Origin of the sequence: Mesorhizobium shangrilense, from assembly GCF_028826155.1 — a bacterium.
Lineage (GTDB): Bacteria > Pseudomonadota > Alphaproteobacteria > Rhizobiales > Rhizobiaceae > Arvimicrobium > Arvimicrobium flavum.
The window spans coordinates 3126994-3147039 of the sequence record NZ_JAQGPN010000001.1; the positions used below are offsets into that span (position 1 = coordinate 3126994).

Below are 20046 nucleotides of genomic sequence, written 5' to 3' on the forward strand. Positions count from 1 at the left end.
GTAAGCTGATGACAGCGGCCGAGATGGCCGCTGGTATCCCCGATGGGGCGGTGATTGCGGTCGCCGCCTCGGGTGGGGGGCTGGTCGAGCCGGACGAGATCTTTGCCGCGATCGAAGAGCGCTTCCTGGCCACCGGCGCGCCGCGCGATCTGACGTTGATCCATGCTCTCGGCTTCGGCGACCGGGATCGGCGCGGGGCGAACCGTTTCGCCCATCCGGGCATGGTGCGCCGGGTAATCGGCGGCCACTGGACATGGTCCAAGGGCATGCAGGATCTGGCGCGCGAGAACCGGATTGAAGCCTATTCGCTGCCAGGCGGCGTGATCTCGCTCTTGCTGCGCGAAAGCGGGGCCGGGCGGCCGGGACTGATCACAAAAACCGGGCTCGGTACTTTTGTCGATCCTGACAATGGCGGCGGCCGCATCAACACGGCGGCGACCGAACCCCTGGTCCGCCACATCACGATCGAGGGCGAGACCTATCTCCACTATCTGCCGCTGAAGGTGGATTTCGCGATCCTCAAGGGCACCTATGCCGATCTGCGTGGCAACCTGACCTTCTCGGAAGAGCCGGCCGATCTGGACGCGTATGCCGCAGCCCTGGCGGCGCACAACAACGGCGGCAAGGTCTTTGCACAGGTGCGCGCGAGCCTGCAGCCCGGCGCGCTTCATGCGCGCGAGGTGCGCGTGCCGGGCATCATGGTAGACGGCGTTCATGTGGTCCCCGAACAGAGCCAGACGTATCGTGGCGGCTACGATCTATCGCTGGCGGGCAGGCTGCTCACCGCGTCGGATACGCCGCCTGATCTGCCCCCGACCGGACTGAAGCGCATCCTCGCGCTGCGCGCGGCGGAAGAGCTCGTTGAGGGCGCCGCCGTCAATTTCGGCTTCGGCGCCTCTGCCGGTATCGCCGCGATCATCGCCGAGCGGGGCCAGAACGGCGCCTATTGGACGACGATCGAGCAGGGCATCCATGGCGGCACCATGATGATCGGCAATCTCTTCGGCATGGCGGTCAATCCGATGGCCATTCTGGGAGCAACCGACCAGTTCGACTTCTACCATGGCGGCGGGCTGGATGTGGCCTTCCTCGGAATGGCCGAATTCGACCGCGCCGGGAATGTCAACGTCAGCCATATCGGCGGCCAGTTCATCGGGCCGGGCGGTTTCATCGACATCACCCAGAATGCCCGCAAGGTGGTGTTCTGCGGCACCTTCGACGCCAAGGGCAGCCAGATCGAGGTGGAAGAGGGGCGTCTCGACATCCGTCGTCACGGCCAGATCCGTAAGCTGCGCGACCAGGTCGATGCGATCACCTTCAGCGGCGCGCAGGCCCAGAAGCGTGGCCAAACGGTAATTTACGTCACCGAGCGCGCCGTCTTCGAACTGCGGCCGGAAGGCGTCACGTTGACCGAGATCGCGCCGGGCGTCGATCTGCAGCGCGACATCCTCGACCAGATGGATTTCGCACCGATCCTTCAGGATCCGCGTCCCATGAATCCGGAGCATTTCCGCCCATGACCGAGACCTCACTCTCCATCGAGGATCGCGGCCCGGTCCGCATCCTGACCATGACCGGCCGGCCGAAGCGCGGCAATCCGCTCTCAGCCGCATTGACCCGGGCGCTGCATGACGCCGTGCTTGCCGCCGAACGCGACCCTGAAGTGCGCGTCATGGTTCTGGCCGGAACCGAGAGCTACTTCTCGGTCGGCGCCGATCTGACCGAGGTGCACGAGTTGAGCGCCACGCAGGCGGTGCTGGACGACTGGTTGGCCGAGTTCGACCGCATCGCCCAGGCCCGCAAACCACTGATCGCGGCGGTTCGCGGCGTGGCGCTTGGCGGCGGCTTTGAGTTGGCGCTGACTTGCGACATGATCGTCTGCGCCTCGGATGCGAAACTCGGCCTGCCCGAGACCGGCATCGGGGTGATTGCAGGGCAGGGCGGCACGCAGCGCCTGCTGCAACTGGCAGGCCGTTCGGTCGCGACCGACCTGATCCTGACCGGCCGCAATCTCTCGGGCGCCGAGGCGCTGGCCATGGGCATCGTCGCCCGGTCGTGCCCGGCCGATCAGGTGCTGGATCAGGCCGTGGCTGTGGCCGAGGCTATCGCCGCCAGGTCGCAGGTCGCCGTGCGCTTCGCGCGCGAGGTGCTGCGTGAGGCGGCCGATCATCCGATCCGCCAGTCGCTCAAGGTGGAGCGGCTTTTGGCTTCGCTGGTGCTGGATAGCCAGGAATGCCGCGATGGCATCGGCGAGTTCCTGGCCCGCAAATCCGCAGGAGCAAAAGCGTGATCGATAACCAAGATCTACCCGATCTGCCTGGTCTGCCGCTGCCGCTGAGCGGCCGGACTCGACTTTTCGCCATCCTGGGTGATCCGATCCATCAGGTCGGCTCGCCCGGGCTTTTCAACCAAGCGTTCCGGCGGCGCGGGCTCGAGGCGGTGCTGGTGCCTGCCCACGTGACCTCGGGAGATCTGGCGGCGTCGGTTGCTGGGTTAAGGCTGATCCGCAACCTGGATGGGTTGGTGGTCACCGTCCCCCACAAGATCGCCATCATGGATCTGCTGGACGAGATCGGCCCAGCTGCCCGCAAGATCGGCGCGGTCAATGCGATCCGCCGCATGGAGGACGGCCGCCTTGTTGGAGAGAATTTCGACGGCGAGGGCTGCGTCCGGGCGCTGAAGAGCAACGGCCAGAGCATTGTCCGTCGCCGGGTGTTCCAGCTTGGCGCCGGAGGCGCAGGGCGCGCCGTGGCTCATGCCTTGGCGGATGAGGGGCCTGCAAGCCTGCGGATCGCCGATCTGGATGCGGCCCGCGCCAATGAGCTTGTCGAGAGCATTCTGCGCGCCCATCCGGCGATGGATGTCGCGATCTCGGCCCCCGCACCGGAAAATGCCGATCTGGTGATCAACGCAACCCCCATCGGGATGCAGCCGGAGGATGTCTACCCCTTCGATCCGGCCGAGATCGCGGAAGGCGCCTTCGTGGTCGATGTCATCCTGAAACCGTCCTTCTCGCCGCTTCTGCAGGCGGCACAGGCCCGCGGGCTTGGCATCCAGCAGGGTCCGGCTATGCTGGAGGGCCAGATCGAGGCGGTCTGCGAGTTCCTGACCCGTCCGGAGGCCCGCGTATGACGAAACTTGCCATCGTGGGGCTTGGCCTTGCGCTTGCGCCGCATATGCAAAGCCTGAAGGACCTGAAGGGCCGCGTCAGTTTGGGCCATGCGGTGACCCGCAGCCCCGAACGCGCAGCAACCTTCAACGCAGAATACGCGGCGGAATTCGGCATCGAGGCGGCGTCAGATCTGGCCGCCGCTCTCGCCGATCCAGAGTTGGACGGTGTGATCCTGCTGACCCCGCCGCAAAGCCACCTGGCCCTTGGTGCGCAGATTCTTGCGGCGGGCAAGCATCTGCTGATCGAGAAGCCCGCGGGCCTCACCACCGACGACAGCCGTGCGCTGCTCGCCCAGGCGCAGGCAGCGGGGCTTCTGGTCGCGCCGGTCCTGCAGCACCGCTTTCGCCCGGCCATCCGTACGCTCGAGCGCCGCATTTCAGCGGGCGAATTCGGTCGCCTCTGCGGCGGCAATTGCCTTTTCCCCTGGTGGCGGGCGCAAAGTTACTACGACACTCCCGGCCGCGGCACCTATGCGCGCGACGGGGGCGGCGTTCTGCTGACCCAGGCGATCCATACGCTGGATGTGCTGCGGGCGCTGGCGGGCGGGATCCGCATCGTGGCGTCGCGGGCGGTCACCTCCGCGCTGCACCGGATGGAGGCAGAGGACATGGTCGCGGCCTTGGCCGAATTCGGCCCCGATGCCGCGCCCGGCACCATCTTTGCCACCACCGCCTGCTACCCTGGCATGAGCGAGACGATCACCCTGATCTTTGAGCGCGCGACGGTGCACATAGATGCGGCGCTCGGGCGCATCAGCCATCACGACGGCAGGGTGGAGGTTCTGGGCACCGAAGGCGCGAGCGGCAATACAGCCGACCCGATGGCCTTCCACCATGGGCCGCACCGGGACCTGATCGAGAATTTCGTCGATGCACTCGAGGGCAAGGCGGCTCTTTCGGTGGGCCTGTCTGAGCTCGTCGCCACGCGTGAGGTGATCGACCAGATGCCGCGGCCCTCGGCCGGCTGAACCTTCCGGGGCTGCCTGGCGACCTCCTGCGCCAGATCAGGCGGCGACCATCCGCAGGATCGTGTCGATATTGAACCCGAGGCGTTCGTCCAGCGCTTCGGGTGTCATCATGTCGCGTTCATACAGGATCGCGCCCGTGTAGCGGTTGGTCAGGTAGAAATAGCCGATGGCCGCGATCGAGATGTTCAACTGCACCGGATCGACGCCAGCGCGGAATACGCCTGCGGCGACCCCGCGCTCTAGAATTCCGGCGACCATCGCGACCATCCGGCGACTGGCGTCCTGCACCAGTTCGGACCTCTTCAGATGCTTGGCGCGGTGCAGGTTCTCGCTGTTCACCAGGGTGATGAACTCAGGGTTCTTCAGGTAGTAATTCCAGGTGAAGCGGACCAGGCGCTCCAGCGCTTCGGCGGGGGGCAGGTCGTCCAGTCGCAACTGCTGCTCGGCGGTGCGGATGTCGATATAGGCATTCTCGACGACGACGAGGAACAGGTTCTCCTTGCTCTCGAAGTAGTGGTAGATCATCCGCTTGTTGGCCTTGGCCTTTTCGGCGATCAAATCAACCCGGGCGCCCGCCAGACCGTTGCGCGCAAATTCGCGCTTGGCGGCGGCAAGGATACGCTGCTTCGTCGCCTCGGCGTCGCGGACCCGCGACTTGGCTTTCGCCGATCCAGCTTCGGCCTGGGGCATTGATCCGGCGCTCTCGTCCAATCCGCTTCTCCGCAGTGGCTGCCTCTCGGGGCCCGCGGTGTCTGCTGCGGGGAAACGCTTCCGCGAAAGGTCCGCGCCGATCCCGCAGGCACCTCCAACCTCATATACAAGCCGGATTGGCGGAGCCAGTGGCGTTGAAGGATGTTATGCAACGATTGGTTACTTCGAGGCCCCGACAGCAGCTCGCCTGCTTCCGCCTGGCAAGCCGCCACAGCACAATGCTCCATTTCGGCGGGAGCCTTGTTGGTCACGGCGAGTGGCGCGAATAGCCAAAAAGGGCGATGGAAACATGGCTTTGGCATGCAGAAACCGACAAATGGAGAACTACGCCGAATCGATAGACCTCCAAGAAGGGCCGGATGTGACAATGTTCAATGGAGGCGAAACACTTTGCCGTTTGGATTTTGCCATGATCTGGCATGATGCGCTGATGCAAAAACCATCGTCGCGCAACCGACGCGATGTTTGGGTATGCAAAAATCGACATCTATACTTCCAGATGCAAAAAAAGGGCAGGGGTGTGGGATTATGGGTGGGATTTTCCAAAGCGCCGAGAATCGTTCACGCGTGATCTGGTGCGTCGGCATCGCGTTTGCAGCGGTGCAGGTATCCCAGTTAATTCGGGGCTACAGGATCACTGCAGATGATGTAGCCTTTTTCCAAGCAGGTCTTCAAGGATGGGACGCTTCGGTTGAAGCAACTCGGGGCATCGCAGAAGGCCAAGGGCGGATCGGGGCGTTTGTAATAATTCCGATCAATATCCTGTCTGCGCTGGCGTCAGACTTTGTTTCGTTCCGAATCTTCTCCGCCGTGCTGTATATTCTTAATTTTCTCTTATTATCGTTATGGCTTGAACGCGTGATTGCGCACCGGATTGCTGCGCCGATGTTCCTTGTGTTCGCTGCATTCAACATAACCGATTTCGTGCATCTGCCGCCGATATCCTATCCTCTCCAGAACACCCTTCCTTTCTTTTTTGTCATTGCCTCCCGGTTGTATGTTGTGAGAGGGGAGGGCCACTCATCTGCCGGGACCGCCTTATCTCTTGTCTTTTTTGGTTTCGGGATGGTTGCTACGGAATACGCGTTTCTGCTCGGGACCGCGATGCTGGGAGCTGAATGGCTGAAGCAGGTAGGCGGCCGCCTAGAACTCGTTTCCTTGTGGCGGGGCTTGTTGTCGACGCACATACTACCCGGCGTGGCAATGGCGGCGCTGGTGTTTGCAGTATATGTCGGTTGGCGTCTTGCGTTCCCGTCTAGGTACCCCGGGAACCAGATTGCATCGTTTTCTGAGTTGCCGAGGGGCATAAGAACGGCGGCGTGGCACGTCATCAGCCTGCATCTCCTGCCATACTTGGACACATTTATATCATTGCCGTACAGCCCTTTGAGACCAAGGCCTCTCTCCTGGTTCAGTTGGCTCGGCGCTACCATCTACGGCGCATCACTCGGTATGACGGTATACCTTGCGCGTCACAGCTTCTCGGGGTTGCGGCGCCCGTTCGTCGTGGCTGTCTTGGCTCTCGGAGCCGCCTTTTACGTGGTCTTCCCGATCTCTTTGACGGCGACGCACCAGTCGTGGTGCCTGGATCACCGGGTGTGTGCCTTTCTTGACAGTCAGCTTGCCTATCTGGCGTTCACAGTATTTCTGGCGGCGCTCGGAACATGGCTGATCGCCCGGCCGACTGCCGAACGCTGGAAGATGCGTATCGCTATAGGAATTTCGGCATTCGCCGCCCTGCACGCGGTGATAGTGTTTATTGCCAACCAGCGCGTCCTGGATGCAATGGAGCGGGTTACGAATGTCTGGGAATCCGCGAAGGTGACCGTCTGTCGTCACGATCTGCCCCAGCAAGATTTGTCGAAAGTCTTTGACCCATCCGACCTGCTCGTCATGCATCCCGGATTTGATCGCAATGCCTTCTGGGCAGATTATGTCGACGCTCGTCGGCCGGCATGTTTTTGACCCGTGGGAGCTAACCCTAGGCTATGTCTCCGGGGCGTACACAAGTATTCTGGCGGAGGGAGTGGGATTCGAACCCACGGTGAACTCGCGCCCACGCCGGTTTTCAAGACCAGTGCCTTAAACCGCTCGGCCATCCCTCCGAGGCTTGATTTCGCTAGCTTTCCGGATCTCCGGCTTCCGGCAATTTGCCGTCCGCCACCATGCCGCTACCGAACGCCATCAGGATTGCGGCTTTACCGCCTTCCGGCTCACGACGTCAACCTCTTCAGCCGCGTCCGCCCGCATTGTCCGCCTTGTTCACGCGTAATCAATGTTCCCGCAGGTTGCCGGCGATTGCACATGGTCGAGCCGCCTGGACGAGGGGCGGTTCGTGGCAGAACCCCAATCCATGGCTGGGGAGGGGTCACACTCCCGGGCTGCTGCGCCACATTCTGGCCGCGTTCGCGACATAATCCCTTAACAGCCCGCTAAGTAATTGATGCATATACGGACTGTTGGCGAGGGTGGGGGATGCTCCCGCGCCAGAGGTCCAGTCGACAGGCGGGCCGACAGGAACACTGAGGGGCAATCCGGTATGCAGGCTCTGACCCGTGGGCGTTTGTCCCGCACCACATCGGTCACAATCCTTGCAATGGCTGCAACACTCCTGGCGGCGTGCAGCACGTCCGAGCCGAACGCTGTGGTCGCGGAGAAGCCGCGCTCCAAGGAGTATTTTCCCGAATCCGTGTATGGCGTGAAGGCGAGCCCGCGCGTCTCGAACCTGCGCAGCAGGCTCCCGCGGGGCGGCGGTCGCGACCAGATCGGCAAGCCCTACAAGGTACGGGGCAAGTGGTACTACCCCAAGCCCTACAAGAGTTATGAGAAGGTCGGCACGGCCTCCTGGTACGGCGACGCTTTCCATGGCCGCCTGACCGCCAACGGCGAGGTCTACGACATGACGCATCTGACGGCTGCGCATCCGACGATGCCGCTGCCGAGCTACGCGCGCGTCACCAATACCGAAAGCGGCAGCTCCGTGATCGTTCGCGTCAATGATCGCGGGCCGTATTCGCACGGCCGCATCATCGACCTCTCGCGGCGTGCAGCGGAAATGCTGGACTACACCCATTCCGGCACCGCCCAGGTGAAGGTCGAGTATGTCGGCCGCGCTCCCCTCGACGGGCAGGACGATCAGTTCCTGATGGCGTCCTACCAGCCGGGCAACCGTGCGCCTGATCCGTCCGATGGCCTGCCCGAAGGCGTCATGATCGCCATGAACGGGCCGACGCCCAGTTCCGCCGCCGCAGGCGGTGCTCTCGCGGCCTTCCCGGGCGAACTCACCGATACGGGCATCCCGGATGGAGGTTCGGCTCCTACGGCAGTGGATATGCCGCTTCCGGACCTCGGTCCGATTGCGCCCGAACGGCCGGCTCTCGAAATCTTCCCGACGCAAGTGCTCATGGCGTCGGCCACGATGTCCTATGCCGGCGAGCCGGTTTCGAACGCGGTTGCTGCTTTTGCGGCTCTCGACGGACGCGCCAGCGACGCAGGCGTGCAAGGGGAGGGCGCAGCTCTTGTTCCAGCGCCCTACGTGGCGGCCGGCTCCTACAGCAGTTCGCGCGAGGCCGAAATGGTCGCCTCAAGCCTGTCGCAGTTCGGCCGGATCGAGGTCGAGACGAGCGCATTCGAAGGCGAAACCTGGCACACGGTCAACCTCTACCCGGCTCCCGGAGCCTCGGTCGACGACGCTCTCGAGTCCGCGTGGGAGAATGGCGCACCCGACGCCTTTGCTGTTCGCAACTGAGCCGCGTTCCAGGCCCTTGTCGCGCGACCGGGCGACTTGCTAGCCTGGGTGGACGCTGAATCAGGCGACTCGACGGGTATCTTTCCATGCTCCCACGCCGCGCGGGGATCGTTGTCGCCGCACTTTCCATCCTGCTTGCCTGCGGATCTCAACTCCGCGCGCAGCCCTTCGAGACGAAGGCTACGGAAGCTTTCGTGATTGACGTCGGCACTGGCAGCATGCTGCTGGACCAGCAGGCCGACCGCCCAGTGCCGCCAGCCTCGATGGCGAAGATGATGACCATGGCGGTCGTTTTCGACGCGATCAAAACGGGCAAGCTGTCGCTCGACGCCATGTTCACCGTCAGTGAAAATGCCTGGCGCACCGGCGGGGCGCCGTCCGGAACGTCGACCATGTTCGCAGCCCTGAAATCGTCGATCCGTGTCGAGGACCTGATCAAGGGGGTCATGGTTCAGGGCGCCAATGACGGCTGCATCATCCTGGCCGAAGGCATTGCCGGAAGCGAAGCCGAATTCGTGAAGATGATGAATGCGCAGGCCCGCGCCATCGGTCTGAAAAAGTCGGCCTTCGTGAACTCGACCGGGCTGCCCGCAGAAGGCCAGCAGGTGACGATGCGCGAACTCGTGACGCTCGCTAGGCACCTCTCCGAGCAATATCCGGACCTCTTCGCCTACTACGCATTGCCGGAATTCACCTGGAACAAGATCACGCAGCGAAACCGAAACCCGCTCTTGCGGATGGGGATCGGCGCAGACGGCGTGCTGACCGGCTACACCGAGAATTCCGGCTATTCGATCGTCGGCTCCATGAACGAAGACGGCAAGCGCGTCTTCGCCGCACTTGGCGGCCTGAAAACAGAACCCGATAGGGCGGAGGAGGCGCGCCGCGTGTTCGACTGGGTGCGCAAGGGCTTCACGAAACGCGAGATGTTTGCAACGGGCCAGCCGGTCGGGCAGGTGCCCGTCTATGGCGGCGCCCGCTCCACGATCTCGGTGAGAGCAAGCGGTGCGGTGAGCATCCTGACGCCGAATGAGGGCCAAGGCGACCTGGCGGCGCGCATCGTCTACCAAGGACCGATCGTGGCGCCGGTGGAGGAGGGGACCCCGATCGGCGTCCTCCGGGTCACAGCAGGCGGGCAGGTGACCATGGAGACGCCGGTCTTCGCGGCGGAAGCGATGGGCCTCGGATCCCTCCACCAGCGGGCCTTCGACGCCATCGCCGAACTCGCCGTCGGCTGGCTGCGCAACCTGTGACGCAGGAAACGTCGACGTGGACGTTTCGGCTCCGGCTGGATAGAGAGTGACCGGCAGGATCTGAATGGCTGAACCGGGTTTCTTCATAACGTTCGAAGGCGGCGAGGGCGCCGGCAAGACGACCCAGATCGCGCGGCTGGCAAGCAAGCTGCGCGAGAAGGGGTACAACGTCGTCGTCACGCGTGAGCCGGGCGGGTCGCCCGGCGCGGAAGCGGTGAGGGCGGTACTCCTGTCGGGCGCCGTCGAGCCGTTGGGTGCTCGCATGGAGGCCGTGCTGTTCGCCGCCGCACGGCTCGATCACATCGAGCAGGTCATTCGTCCGGCCGTCGAACGCGGCGCCATCGTGCTTTGCGACCGCTTCCTCGATTCGTCCCGCGTCTATCAGGGCGTGACCGGCGGCGTGGATCGCACTTTCATGGCCGAACTGGAGCACGCCACGGTGAACGGCTCCATGCCCGATCTCACCCTGGTTTTCGACCTGGATCCCGAAGTCGGGCTGGGACGCGCTTTCGTTCGACGCGGCGACCACACGCCCGATCGTTTCGAGAAGGAGGGGCTGGCCATCCACCAGGAGCGGCGCCACGCCTTCCTGGCCATTGCGGCGGCAGAGCCCGAGCGCTGTGTGGTGATCGATGCGGGGAGGGATGCCGCCTTGGTCGAGGACGACGTCACCGATGCGGTCTTTGCGGCCCTGACAGAGCGCTCGATAAAGTCGTTGAACGACGTCGCAGGGGTCTGACATGGAACGTTTGGCCCCCGAGCAGCACGATAGCCTCGACGAGACGCCGGATCCGGCGGAGAGCACGGTGCTGTTCGGCCACGAGCCGGCATTGCGAGGGCTGATCGCCGCCTACAGGGCGGGCAAGCTGCCGCATGCGCTGCTTTTCGTGGGACCGCGCGGCATCGGCAAGTCGACACTTGCGTTCCATCTTGCCCAGTACCTGCTGCGCTTCCCGTCGTCGGAAGCCGCGCCTGACGCCGTCGCCAAGCCCGATCCGGCCTCGCCGCTGTTCCGTCAGGTCGCCAGCGGCGCGCATCCCGGCGTGCTCCACCTCACGCGTCCCTTCAACGAGAAGACCAAGGCCTTCAAGTCCGTTCTGACGGTGGACGAGATCCGCAAGATCAACCGCTTCCTGTCCATGACGTCTCATGACGGGGGCTACCGCATCGTCATCGTCGATCCGGCCGACGACATGAACACGAATGCCGCCAATGCCTTGCTGAAAAATCTTGAAGAGCCGCCGGCAAGAACCCTGTTCATACTGATCGCCCATTCGCCCGGCAGCCTTTTGCCAACCATCCGCTCGCGATGCCAGGTCGTGCGCCTGCACCCGCTTGACGCGGAGGATCTGGCCCGGGTGCTCGAGAATGCGGGAATGCAGGTCGTTGCCGATGCACAATCTCGCGCGACGCTTGCCGCGCATGCCGGCGGCAGCGCCCGTCAGGCGATCCTGCTCACGCAGTATGGCGGCCTGGAGATTGCTGAGGCGCTGGACAAGATAGCGAGGGCGCCGAAGATGACGCCCGCAGAGGCACACAAGCTGGCGGACGCCGTGGCCGGCAAGGATCAGGCCATCCAGTTCGGCTTGTTCAACGAGCATGTGCTGGAACTGCTGGGCGATGCAGCGAGCGCGGCGGCCCGGGACGGGGATTTGATGCGCGCCAGCCGCCTTTCCGACGCGTGGCGCGATTTGCGCATTGCGATGGACGAGGCGGACACCTACAATCTCGACCGCAAGCAACACGCACTGAACATGATTTTTCGCCTGAACGACACGTTTCGAATGTGAAGCCGTTCGCGGCTCGGGATGGTAACCGCCGTTCCGATGCGCTATGCCCCGCACCAATTCACAGCATTCCGAACGGCTTTCCCATGTCCCGCGACAAGTTCTATCTCACGACGCCGATCTTCTATCCGAACGGCAAGCCTCATATCGGCCACGCCTACACCGTCATCGCGACGGACGTCCTGGCCCGCTTTCAGCGCCTCGACGACAAGGATGTGTTCTTCCTGACGGGCACGGATGAACACGGCCTCAAGATGCAACAGAACGCCGAGGCCGAGGGTATCACCGCGCGCGATCTGGCCGACCGCAACTCGGCGATTTTTCGCGAACTCGCCAAGGCGCTCGGCACCTCGAACGACGAATTCATCCGCACCACCGAGCCCAGGCACTACAAGGCGAGCCAGGCGATCTGGGAAAAGATGGCGGCCAATGGCGACATCTATCTCGATAGCTATGCAGGCTGGTATTCCGTCCGCCAGGAGGCCTATTTCGATGAGAAGGAAACTACCGTCGGCGAGGATGGGGTGCGCCGCGAGCCGCTCGGCTCCCCGGTCGAGTGGAACGAGGAGCAGACCTACTTCTTCAGGCTCTCCGCCTATCAGGATCGCCTGCTTGCCCACTACGAGGCCAATCCCGATTTCATCGGGCCGGCGGAGCGCCGCAACGAGATCATCAGCTTCGTGAAGTCGGGCCTGCGGGACCTTTCGATCTCGCGCTCGACCTTCAAGTGGGGCGTGCCGGTCCCCGGCGACGAAAAGCATGTCATGTACGTGTGGGTGGACGCGCTCACCAACTACATCACGGCTGCCGGTTATCCTGATGAAACTGCAGACAAATGGAGTTTTTGGCCGGCGAACATCCACGTCATCGGCAAGGATATCGTGCGCTTCCATGCGGTCTACTGGCCGGCGTTCCTAATGTCCGCGGGCATCGAACTGCCGCGTCGCGTCTATGCCCACGGCTTCCTGTTCAACCGCGGGGAGAAGATGTCGAAGTCGGTCGGCAACGTCGTCGACCCCTTCGCGCTGATCGACCACTACGGGCTCGACCAGGTCCGCTACTTCTTCATGCGCGAAGTGCCCTTCGGCCAGGACGGCAGCTATAGCCACGAGGCGATCGTCAACCGCACGAATGCCGACCTCACCAACGACCTCGGCAACCTGGCGCAGCGTTCGTTGTCGATGATCGCCAAGAATGTCGGCGGCAAGGTGCCGGCCAAGGGTGAGCTTGCCGCACAGGACCGAGCGATCCTTGAACAGGCCGCCAATGCGCTTGACGCGGCACGCAAGTCGATGGCCGACCAGCAGATCCATGTTGCGCTGGGCGCGATCTTCGCCGTGGTGGCCGAGGCAAACCGCTATTTTGCGGGGCAGGAGCCCTGGGCGCTGAAGAAGACCGATCCCGCCCGGATGGAGACGGTGCTGTGGACGACGGCGGAAACCGTGCGCCGGGTGGCGATCCTCACCCAGCCGTTCATCCCGGCGTCCGCAGCCAAGCTGCTCGACCTGCTCGCGGTCCCTGCGGACAGGCGCACCTTCGCCAACCTCGGCGAGGCGGATGCGCTCGTGTCCGGGGATGCCCTGCCTGCGCCAGAGCCTGTCTTCCCTCGCTACGTGGAGAAGGCGGAGGCGGAAGCCTGAGCCGATGCTGGTCGACAGTCACTGCCATCTGGATTTTCCGGACTTTGCCGAGGAGCGCGCTGACGTGATTGCCCGCGCGGTTGCCGCGGGCGTGGCCCGCATGGTCACCATCTCGACGCGGGTGCGCCGCTTCCAGCAGATACTCGCGATTGCTGAAGCGCATGACGAGGTTTTCTGCTCGGTCGGCACGCATCCGCACAATGCGGCCGAGGAGCTCGACGTGACCGTAGGCGAATTCGTGCGGCTCTCGCAGCACCCGAAGGTCATTGCGATCGGCGAGGCCGGACTGGACTTTCACTATGACAAGTCGCCCCGCGACGCCCAGGCACAGGGATTCCGTACGCACATCGCAGCGGCGCGCGAGACCGGCCTGCCGCTCGTCATCCACGCACGCAACGCCGATGACGAGATGATCCGGATTCTGGAACAAGAGAGCGGAAAGGGGGCCTTCCCGTTCGTCCTGCACTGCTTCTCGTCCGGCCGACGCCTCGCCGAGGCCGGCGTGGCGCTGGGAGGCTACGTGTCGTTTTCGGGCATCCTTACCTTCAAGAACTCCGAGGATATCCGCGCCATCGCCAGGGATTTGCCCCAGAGCCGTCTGCTGGTCGAAACGGACGCGCCCTACCTCGCCCCGCCTCCGCATCGCGGCAAGCGCAACGAACCCGCCTATGTCGCGCAGACAGCTGGCGTGCTCGCGGAAACGATCGGCGTTTCGACGGACGAGATAGCGCGGATCACGACGGAAAATTTCTTCCGCCTTTTCAGCAAGATGCCTAAACAGGCTGAAGCAGCGGCATAGGACGTGACGGATACCCTGCGCTTCACTATCCTTGGCTGCGGGTCGTCTCCGGGGACGCCGCGCGTCAATGGCGATTGGGGCGCATGCGATCCTGCCAATCCACGCAACCGCCGCACCCGCTGCGCGGCCATGGTGGAGCGCGTCTCGGCGCGTGGGGTGACGCGCGTGGTCATCGACACCGGACCGGATTTTCGCGCACAGATGCTGATGGCCGGTGTCGCCCACATCGACGCCGTGGTCTACACCCACCCGCACGCAGACCATATTCACGGTATCGACGATCTGCGCACCTTTGTGCTCGAGCAGCGGCGGCGCATGGACATCCACGCAGACGCCCAGACTCTCTCAAGGCTGATGGAAGGCTTTGCCTATTGCTTCCGCAAGCCCGAAGGCAGTTCGTATCCGCCGATATTGACGGCGCACGAGATCGACCCCGGCAGGGCCGTGGTGGTCGAAGGGCAGGGCGGTCCCCTCGCCCTTGAGCCGCTGCTGCAGCGCCATGGCGAGATCCACTCGCTGGGCTTTCGCATCAGCGGTCTGGCCTATTGCCCGGACGTCAGCGCCTTTCCGGATGCGACGCTGGCCCGCCTTGGCGACCTCGACGTACTCATCATCGACGCCCTGCAGTACAAGCCGCATCCCAGCCATTTTTCGATGGCCGAAGCGCTCGACTGGGTGGAACGGCTGGGACCCAAGCGCGCGTATCTCACGCACATGCATGTCCCGTTGGACTACGCGACGGTTGATGCGGAAACCCCGCAGCACGTCACACCGGCCCATGACGGGCTGGTGATCGAACTGCCATACGCGTCGCAGGCATAGGCGACGCCAGCGCAGTCAAGCTTCGGCTTAGGCGTGGCTCTCAGTTCCAAAGAGTGCGGTTTCGGTTCTGTAGCTGGGTGAGTGAGTTATCAATTGCCCCAGCATTCTGGGGAATGTAGCGCAAGGGTCGTCGTATCGCTGTTGCATCAGAGCTATATCGAGGTTTGTTGCTTACGCTGATCTGCCGCCTCGCAACAGACAGTACGCATGTAGCATACGGTCAAACGGTGTCCTGTTGCGACCTAGCGGTACTTTCCGGGTCGGCCTTGCAGTGTAGAAGGTTCCGACTGTGCAATGGCCGCCATCAGGCGCCACGCTGACGGGCGACTTTGGGGCCGGCAGCGGACTGACGGCTTCCGGTGACTGAAAAGCGAATACCAGACGTTCAACCCGACGGCGGATAGGGGCTTGAATTGGCTAAGCGTACGTCCGTAAGGCGTGGGAGCTACCGCCATTCCGCCACGAAACAGGGTCTTGACGATGCATCCTCCAAGGTGCGAATAGAGCGCGAGATGGCGTCCTTACTCTTCGCCGCCGTCTACCATGTGCTGAAGCTGCGGCTCGATCCGATCCGGCAAATCAATGAGGATTGTCTCTGGTTTGCCCAGATGCAGGTAGCTGATCGCACTGGAGTTCGCGATCGCGAGTTCTAATATCCGTTCGAGATCTGCTTTCGGAACGCCGCTTTCCTCGTACATTCTGAGAATTTCAGCGAAGGGGGCCGCATGATTGCCATTGATAGCCGCGTTCCCGCGGGACCCAACATCGTGATAGATCGCCTCGTTGATAGGATTTGCATTATCGAGGGAGTGGTAGAAATCGCTCAAGCATGCGGATCATACCGGAGACAATCTCTAGCCAAGTCAGCGATCGTTGTCGAAAGTTGATGGCAACTCGACGAAGGCCGATATGCTGGCATGCGTGCGCGGCGGAAGTGGATATTGTCCCTATCGCGCAAGGGTTTAGCCTATCTGAGTCCTGTGATTGCCACCTTAGCACCTGGCGCCGATGGTTCGGAGGACAGAGGGCTGTGCTGACAGCCATTTAGGTCCGGTGGGAAGGCGAAGCCTCGACCTCCAACACGAAGTGGACGACGTTTACTTCGATGTCGCCGGTCATTTCTCGCGTCGCGAGCGGGATGCTATGCTTGGAGACGTGATGCTTGCGAGCTCCCAGCTCTATGGAACCGGCTCGGTCCTGGCCGATTTCGGCGAGCAATGCGGTCGATATTCTCGTGCTCCAGGTCGGGGCGTCGTGATCGACGACATAGGCGACCATGCCCCCATACGAAGAAATCGTGTAGGGATTGCTGGCGTCATCGAACCGTTTCAGCCCCCGCGGCCCGAGATATTCCGCCTTGATTTCGCGCTCATTGAGTACGGTCTTGGCTTCGATGCGTAAATCAAGTTCGGATTCCCGCATCAAAATGATCGTGTAGTCGGTGGGCTTGGCTTGCTTGCTGATGCCGGGATCCAGGGGTCGCGGGGTCTCGCAAGCTATCGAGATGTGGCGGAGATCGACGTCGCCATCGGCGGGGTCGGAGAGTGCTTGCTGGGCGCGGCGATAGGCGAAAAGGTCCGCCAAGGCACGGCTCACCGCCTCTTCTTGCGGGATCCCGGTCTTGCCCTTACGGAACCAGTCTTTTTTCGCTTCGTATTTCGCCCGCCTGAGCTTCAGTTCGTCGGCAGCGACATGAAGGCCCCCTATGGCATTGCCGAGAAACTCCGCCCACTCAGCGCTCTGTACGGCACCCAATGTCGAGCGGCTCACTGGACCCAACTCCGAAGAGATCGCCTTAGGGTCGCGGCATCGGTAACGGCCTGGTCGATTGTCCATGCGCTCCTGACAGAAGTCTTGAAGATATAGGCTCCATCGCCGTCCACTGTCGGGACCACTACCGCGTTGCCGATGAAGCCGTTACCCATCGACGGCTGAACGGACTCCTCGCGGCGTATTCCGAACCGGATGCTAATCGGAAAGACCTCGCCGTCTTGTGCCTTGATGTCGACGCTCATGGGCAGGCTCTTGCCGACCGCCGCCCGGAGCTCGGACTGCAAGCGATCTACATAGCTGCGGCGCGTGGCTTCGCTTACGTTCCTTTGACTACCTTCCGGGCACTGGGCGTTGGCGAAATATTGCCGGAAATCCTTGAATTCAGAGAAGGCGGCCTTGAAATCCTTGCCGGCACCCATGGCGTCGAGGATATCCGTGTCAACCTGAGTCGACTTGCCCAATGCTAAGAACTTCTCGTCCGACCAGTCCGTGAATGGGCAAGGAATTGCCAATAGGTCGTTCTTCTCGAAGCGAGCCTTATCCATAAGGTAACTGGCGCCGTATATCGACGCGAAGTACCGCACTACGCCAGAATCGATAAAGGCACGGAACGCCGCTTCGAACCCGACAGGAAAGGGTATGCTCTTGGCGAACTCGTCCGCTTCCATCGCCACTACCTGGCTTTTCCTCACGATCACGTTGAAGGTAGATGGATAGAGCACCGGTTCGCTGAAATAGAGCGCCTGGGCCATGCTGCGCGGCACAAGAATGACCTCGCCGGCAAAGTAGCCCCTGAATTTCGGCGTTACCTTCCGCAACTGAGCTTGCGTCAAAGCCATGATCTGAACAGACTTTTCCGATCCTTCCGCTACCGGACGGCGTGAAACACCGGCATCCTGGCCACTGCGCCCTTTTCCCATCGCAAGATCCGAACGTTCCAGAAAATGCGCCAAGGTCTTGTCGTTGAAATTGGACCAAACCGTCAGGGCGTCATGCATGCGGCGATCGAAGTCGCTCAGGATGGCTTGGGTGAACCATCCGCTTTTGCCTGCCCCGAAATCCTTCGCCCTGTGGTATTGAATCTCGGAATCCGAGGCTAGGAGGCTCCAGACCTCGTTCGTTCTGCCACCGGGCAACGAAGACAGAAGCGGGCGGTAAACCGCGACTTTGTCATCGGCGTTCGGCTCGCGGTTCGTGACCACGACCACGCATGCGGAGGCTTCCACGCCCGGGAACAGCTTCCTGCGCAGATGGAACAGGCTGCCGATCCAGCGCAACGTCGTCCGACTTCCGATCGCGTGCGCGAACGGGCCGGCCAACCGACCGATGACCGACCGGGCCGGAAGGATCATGGCAACAGTCGCCTCGTTAGCGGCGAGCTTGAATATGGCGAGCCAGAAGAAAAGATCCGACAACCTCGCTTGACCGACAGGCACCTTCGCAAGGCTCAATGCCATCCGGAAGTCCGCGACGCCGGCACTTTCTCCGCCGCGACCCTGATCCCGATTAGTACGATCCTTCTGGCCGCTCGACGCCGACCATGGCGGATTGCCCACAACGTGGGTGAACTTGCGGCCGAGAAACCTGGTGGCAAACGCGCTCTCGGAAACGACGTTGTCCGAAAGGTCCGGCAGGAATTTTTCGTCGCCTGCTGCCTCTACCAGCTCGTCTATCGTCGCTCGGCCGACATAGTCCAGCAAGGTCAAGTAAAGGCTGAAGCGACATACGTTCGCGGCCTGTGCGTGTAATTCGACGCCATGGATGCCCTTGAGCAACAGTGCCTTGGCCAGCCGGATGTCCTGGGGCTTCCAGCCGTCGCGAGGCGTGTACCGTTCCATCAGTCGCCGGAACGCGCCGACCAGGAATAGCCCCGATCCGGCTGCAGGATCGACCAATTCGGAGTCGGAAGTGATCGGGACGACCGCCTCCACCCGATCCAGTACGTGGTCCACCAGGTGCGGTGGGGTATAGAATACGCCGTCGTCCCGCTTCTGCTTAATGTCTTCGATCTTGATGAAGCGTTCGTAGATGGCCGAGATCGTCTCCGTGCGCAGGATCGAAAAGGACACGTTGAAAAAGCTGTGTTGGATACCGCCGGCCGTGATGGTGTCGCCGCAACGCACCACCCGATGGACCAGCCGGCAAAGGCCATCCGTCACTAGGTCGCGCTGATCGTCTTCTATCTTAAAGACACTGCCGTTGATGGCGCCATCGACGATGTCGAAAGCGGCCAACGCATCGCTTGAGGACCACGCTCCGTGGACCTCGTCATTGGGATTTTCGGAAAAGATGGCTTCGACGAAGAGCGGGAGCGACGGGGTGTCGTTGCCGGCCAGCTTCCGAGAAAGCCAGGCCGGTGCAAGAATGCCACGGTCTGCCAGCACGTATGTGTAGAGGAACTTGCCGATTACCGCGTTGATCAGGTTCTGATGCCCTTCCAGGGCGGGAAAATTCTTCTGGGCCAGCACGTTCAGCGCTTCAATGGCATCGACCAGCTGATTGTCGACACTAGAATCCCGATGGATATCAAGGTCGCGCCAGGTCAACGACGACGCGATCCGGTTGGCGCTGTAGTACAAAAGGGCGGCGGGCAATTCCGCAACCGTTCCGGTGAGCCGCACCTTGATAGGGTCAATATCGGGCGACTGGAAACCACCGCAGACAAGCACTTCGTCCGCACAGACGATCAACAGGAATGGCACGACCCCCTGGCTCCATACCGCTCGACGCAGGTGAGCCACTTCGTCCGGAGATTCGGCACTGGCGAGATACACGATGGGCTTGAGCGACGCTGGCCGAAAACCGTCTTCGAGCGCGAAAACGCCGTGGATTTTCATGGCACTCAGGGCTTGCCTAACGACATAAGGAAGCGTCGGATGCCGGGAAAGGTCGGCCAATTCGAAATATGTCTGGCGCTGCGAATAGCCCAGCAGGTCGCGAACCGCCGTGAGGCGGTCGTGCGTTTCGGGCTGCATCGTGACCTGTTCGCTCAATTCCCTCAACCCTATGGAACCCCACGGCACTTCCACGTAACGCACGGTACTACGTCTAACCTTTTGAATCTATTAAGAAATTAAAGAAACTGAAAGCTCAGCGGGATCAATGACTTAGCGAGGTCGACACAGGTCGGAGCGGGGTGTCGATGCCATTGCCGGGGGATGCCACGATTCTGTCGAAAAAAGTTCCCTTTTTGTTTTGCCTCTGCGACCGAATAGTTGAGTAGGCATCCGGTCAGATGGGGCATCAAGACGGCTGCTTCTGGGTGATAGCCTTGATGGTCAGTACGACGGATATGCGGGCGCGTTGCTGACCGGCAGTTTGGGGGCCGAGAACGGACTGGCAGCTTCTGGCACCAAGAAAGCGATAGCTGTCAT

The 20046-nt window shown here is 62.3% G+C and carries 17 protein-coding genes and 1 tRNA gene; 13 read left to right on the top strand and 5 right to left on the bottom strand.

Annotated features, from left to right (window positions below; genetic code table 11):
* The first annotated feature begins 8 nt into the window (after nucleotides 1–8).
* The 4 genes from PD284_RS15110 to PD284_RS15125 are packed head-to-tail and all read left to right on the top strand — an operon-like array spanning nucleotide 9 to nucleotide 4139.
* Entirely contained in the window at nucleotides 9–1520 is a 1512-nt protein-coding gene (locus PD284_RS15110; RefSeq protein ID WP_274629005.1) for an acyl CoA:acetate/3-ketoacid CoA transferase, read from the top strand.
* Complete coding sequence (locus tag PD284_RS15115) at nucleotides 1517–2290, top strand: enoyl-CoA hydratase/isomerase family protein (protein ID WP_274629006.1); 774 nt, start codon at nucleotides 1517–1519, stop codon at nucleotides 2288–2290. The genes PD284_RS15110 and PD284_RS15115 overlap by 4 nt, the downstream gene beginning before the upstream one ends.
* Nucleotides 2233–3132, top strand: coding sequence for a shikimate dehydrogenase family protein (locus PD284_RS15120; RefSeq protein WP_274629007.1), 900 nt, complete (start codon nucleotides 2233–2235; stop codon nucleotides 3130–3132). Before PD284_RS15115 ends, PD284_RS15120 begins: the two co-directional genes overlap by 58 nt.
* Nucleotides 3129–4139, top strand: coding sequence for a Gfo/Idh/MocA family protein (locus tag PD284_RS15125; RefSeq protein ID WP_274629008.1), 1011 nt, complete (start codon nucleotides 3129–3131; stop codon nucleotides 4137–4139). Before PD284_RS15120 ends, PD284_RS15125 begins: the two co-directional genes overlap by 4 nt.
* Before the next feature lie 36 nt (nucleotides 4140–4175).
* On the opposite strand, the gene PD284_RS15130 is transcribed toward PD284_RS15125, so the two are convergent.
* On the bottom strand, nucleotides 4176–4829 hold the full coding sequence (locus PD284_RS15130; RefSeq protein WP_338036686.1) for a TetR/AcrR family transcriptional regulator: 654 nt from the start codon (nucleotides 4827–4829) through the stop codon (nucleotides 4176–4178).
* Between the two features lie 337 nt (nucleotides 4830–5166).
* Here PD284_RS15130 and PD284_RS15135 point away from each other — a divergent pair, with 337 nt between their 5' ends.
* Both PD284_RS15135 and PD284_RS15140 read left to right on the top strand, forming a co-directional pair.
* On the top strand, nucleotides 5167–5421 hold the full coding sequence (locus PD284_RS15135; RefSeq protein ID WP_274629010.1) for a hypothetical protein: 255 nt from the start codon (nucleotides 5167–5169) through the stop codon (nucleotides 5419–5421).
* Nucleotides 5379–6815 carry a hypothetical protein gene (locus tag PD284_RS15140; protein WP_274629011.1) on the top strand — a complete coding sequence of 479 codons (1437 nt, stop codon included), beginning with the start codon at nucleotides 5379–5381 and terminating at the stop codon, nucleotides 6813–6815. The genes PD284_RS15135 and PD284_RS15140 overlap by 43 nt, the downstream gene beginning before the upstream one ends.
* Nucleotides 6816–6865: 50 nt before the next feature.
* Here the strand turns inward: PD284_RS15140 and PD284_RS15145 are convergent.
* Nucleotides 6866–6955 (bottom strand) — tRNA-Ser (locus tag PD284_RS15145).
* A gap of 434 nt (nucleotides 6956–7389) precedes the next feature.
* Between PD284_RS15145 and PD284_RS15150 the strand changes: the two genes are divergently transcribed.
* The 7 genes from PD284_RS15150 to PD284_RS15180 all read left to right on the top strand — a co-directional run bounded on the left by PD284_RS15150 (nucleotide 7390) and on the right by PD284_RS15180 (nucleotide 14899).
* Entirely contained in the window at nucleotides 7390–8598 is a 1209-nt protein-coding gene (locus tag PD284_RS15150) for a septal ring lytic transglycosylase RlpA family protein (protein WP_274629012.1), read from the top strand.
* Between the two features lie 86 nt (nucleotides 8599–8684).
* Nucleotides 8685–9851, top strand: coding sequence for a D-alanyl-D-alanine carboxypeptidase family protein (locus PD284_RS15155; protein ID WP_274629013.1), 1167 nt, complete (start codon nucleotides 8685–8687; stop codon nucleotides 9849–9851).
* A 64-nt stretch (nucleotides 9852–9915) separates the two neighbouring features.
* Nucleotides 9916–10590, top strand: a complete 675-nt coding sequence (tmk, locus tag PD284_RS15160) for a dTMP kinase (RefSeq protein WP_274629014.1) — start codon at nucleotides 9916–9918, stop codon at nucleotides 10588–10590.
* Nucleotide 10591: 1 nt separating this feature from the next.
* Nucleotides 10592–11641 carry a DNA polymerase III subunit delta' gene (locus tag PD284_RS15165; protein ID WP_274629015.1) on the top strand — a complete coding sequence of 350 codons (1050 nt, stop codon included), beginning with the start codon at nucleotides 10592–10594 and terminating at the stop codon, nucleotides 11639–11641.
* A gap of 83 nt (nucleotides 11642–11724) precedes the next feature.
* Nucleotides 11725–13278 carry a methionine--tRNA ligase gene (gene metG / locus PD284_RS15170; protein WP_274629016.1) on the top strand — a complete coding sequence of 518 codons (1554 nt, stop codon included), beginning with the start codon at nucleotides 11725–11727 and terminating at the stop codon, nucleotides 13276–13278.
* Nucleotides 13279–13282: 4 nt separating this feature from the next.
* Nucleotides 13283–14077 carry a TatD family hydrolase gene (locus tag PD284_RS15175; RefSeq protein WP_274629017.1) on the top strand — a complete coding sequence of 265 codons (795 nt, stop codon included), beginning with the start codon at nucleotides 13283–13285 and terminating at the stop codon, nucleotides 14075–14077.
* A gap of 3 nt (nucleotides 14078–14080) precedes the next feature.
* The gene (locus PD284_RS15180; RefSeq protein WP_274629018.1) at nucleotides 14081–14899 is read left to right on the top strand and encodes an MBL fold metallo-hydrolase; all 819 of its coding nucleotides are present in this window, start codon (nucleotides 14081–14083) and stop codon (nucleotides 14897–14899) included.
* Nucleotides 14900–15420: 521 nt separating this feature from the next.
* On the opposite strand, the gene PD284_RS15185 is transcribed toward PD284_RS15180, so the two are convergent.
* From PD284_RS15185 to PD284_RS15195, 3 genes are all read right to left on the bottom strand, one after another.
* The gene (locus PD284_RS15185; protein ID WP_274629019.1) at nucleotides 15421–15726 is read right to left on the bottom strand and encodes a hypothetical protein; all 306 of its coding nucleotides are present in this window, start codon (nucleotides 15724–15726) and stop codon (nucleotides 15421–15423) included.
* Between the two features lie 217 nt (nucleotides 15727–15943).
* On the bottom strand, nucleotides 15944–16669 hold the full coding sequence (locus tag PD284_RS15190; RefSeq protein WP_274629020.1) for a hypothetical protein: 726 nt from the start codon (nucleotides 16667–16669) through the stop codon (nucleotides 15944–15946).
* Nucleotides 16666–19665, bottom strand: a complete 3000-nt coding sequence (locus PD284_RS15195) for an N-6 DNA methylase (RefSeq protein ID WP_274629021.1) — start codon at nucleotides 19663–19665, stop codon at nucleotides 16666–16668. The genes PD284_RS15190 and PD284_RS15195 overlap by 4 nt, the downstream gene beginning before the upstream one ends.
* Nucleotides 19666–20046 lie beyond the last annotated feature (381 nt).

What these genes read in the sequence shown, in the direction of transcription:
- tmk (WP_274629014.1), top strand. Translation starts at nt 9,916, where the DNA reads ATGGCTGAACCGGGTTTCTTCATAACGTTCGAAGGCGGCGAGGGCGCC.
- PD284_RS15120 (WP_274629007.1), top strand. Translation starts at nt 2,233, where the DNA reads ATGCCGCGATGGCATCGGCGAGTTCCTGGCCCGCAAATCCGCAGGAGC.
- PD284_RS15125 (WP_274629008.1), top strand. Translation starts at nt 3,129, where the DNA reads ATGACGAAACTTGCCATCGTGGGGCTTGGCCTTGCGCTTGCGCCGCAT.
- PD284_RS15130 (WP_338036686.1), bottom strand. Translation starts at nt 4,829, where the DNA reads ATGCCCCAGGCCGAAGCTGGATCGGCGAAAGCCAAGTCGCGGGTCCGC.
- PD284_RS15135 (WP_274629010.1), top strand. Translation starts at nt 5,167, where the DNA reads ATGGAGAACTACGCCGAATCGATAGACCTCCAAGAAGGGCCGGATGTG.
- PD284_RS15155 (WP_274629013.1), top strand. Translation starts at nt 8,685, where the DNA reads ATGCTCCCACGCCGCGCGGGGATCGTTGTCGCCGCACTTTCCATCCTG.
- PD284_RS15110 (WP_274629005.1), top strand. Translation starts at nt 9, where the DNA reads ATGACAGCGGCCGAGATGGCCGCTGGTATCCCCGATGGGGCGGTGATT.
- PD284_RS15150 (WP_274629012.1), top strand. Translation starts at nt 7,390, where the DNA reads ATGCAGGCTCTGACCCGTGGGCGTTTGTCCCGCACCACATCGGTCACA.
- metG (WP_274629016.1), top strand. Translation starts at nt 11,725, where the DNA reads ATGTCCCGCGACAAGTTCTATCTCACGACGCCGATCTTCTATCCGAAC.
- PD284_RS15115 (WP_274629006.1), top strand. Translation starts at nt 1,517, where the DNA reads ATGACCGAGACCTCACTCTCCATCGAGGATCGCGGCCCGGTCCGCATC.
- PD284_RS15175 (WP_274629017.1), top strand. Translation starts at nt 13,283, where the DNA reads ATGCTGGTCGACAGTCACTGCCATCTGGATTTTCCGGACTTTGCCGAG.
- PD284_RS15140 (WP_274629011.1), top strand. Translation starts at nt 5,379, where the DNA reads ATGGGTGGGATTTTCCAAAGCGCCGAGAATCGTTCACGCGTGATCTGG.
- PD284_RS15165 (WP_274629015.1), top strand. Translation starts at nt 10,592, where the DNA reads ATGGAACGTTTGGCCCCCGAGCAGCACGATAGCCTCGACGAGACGCCG.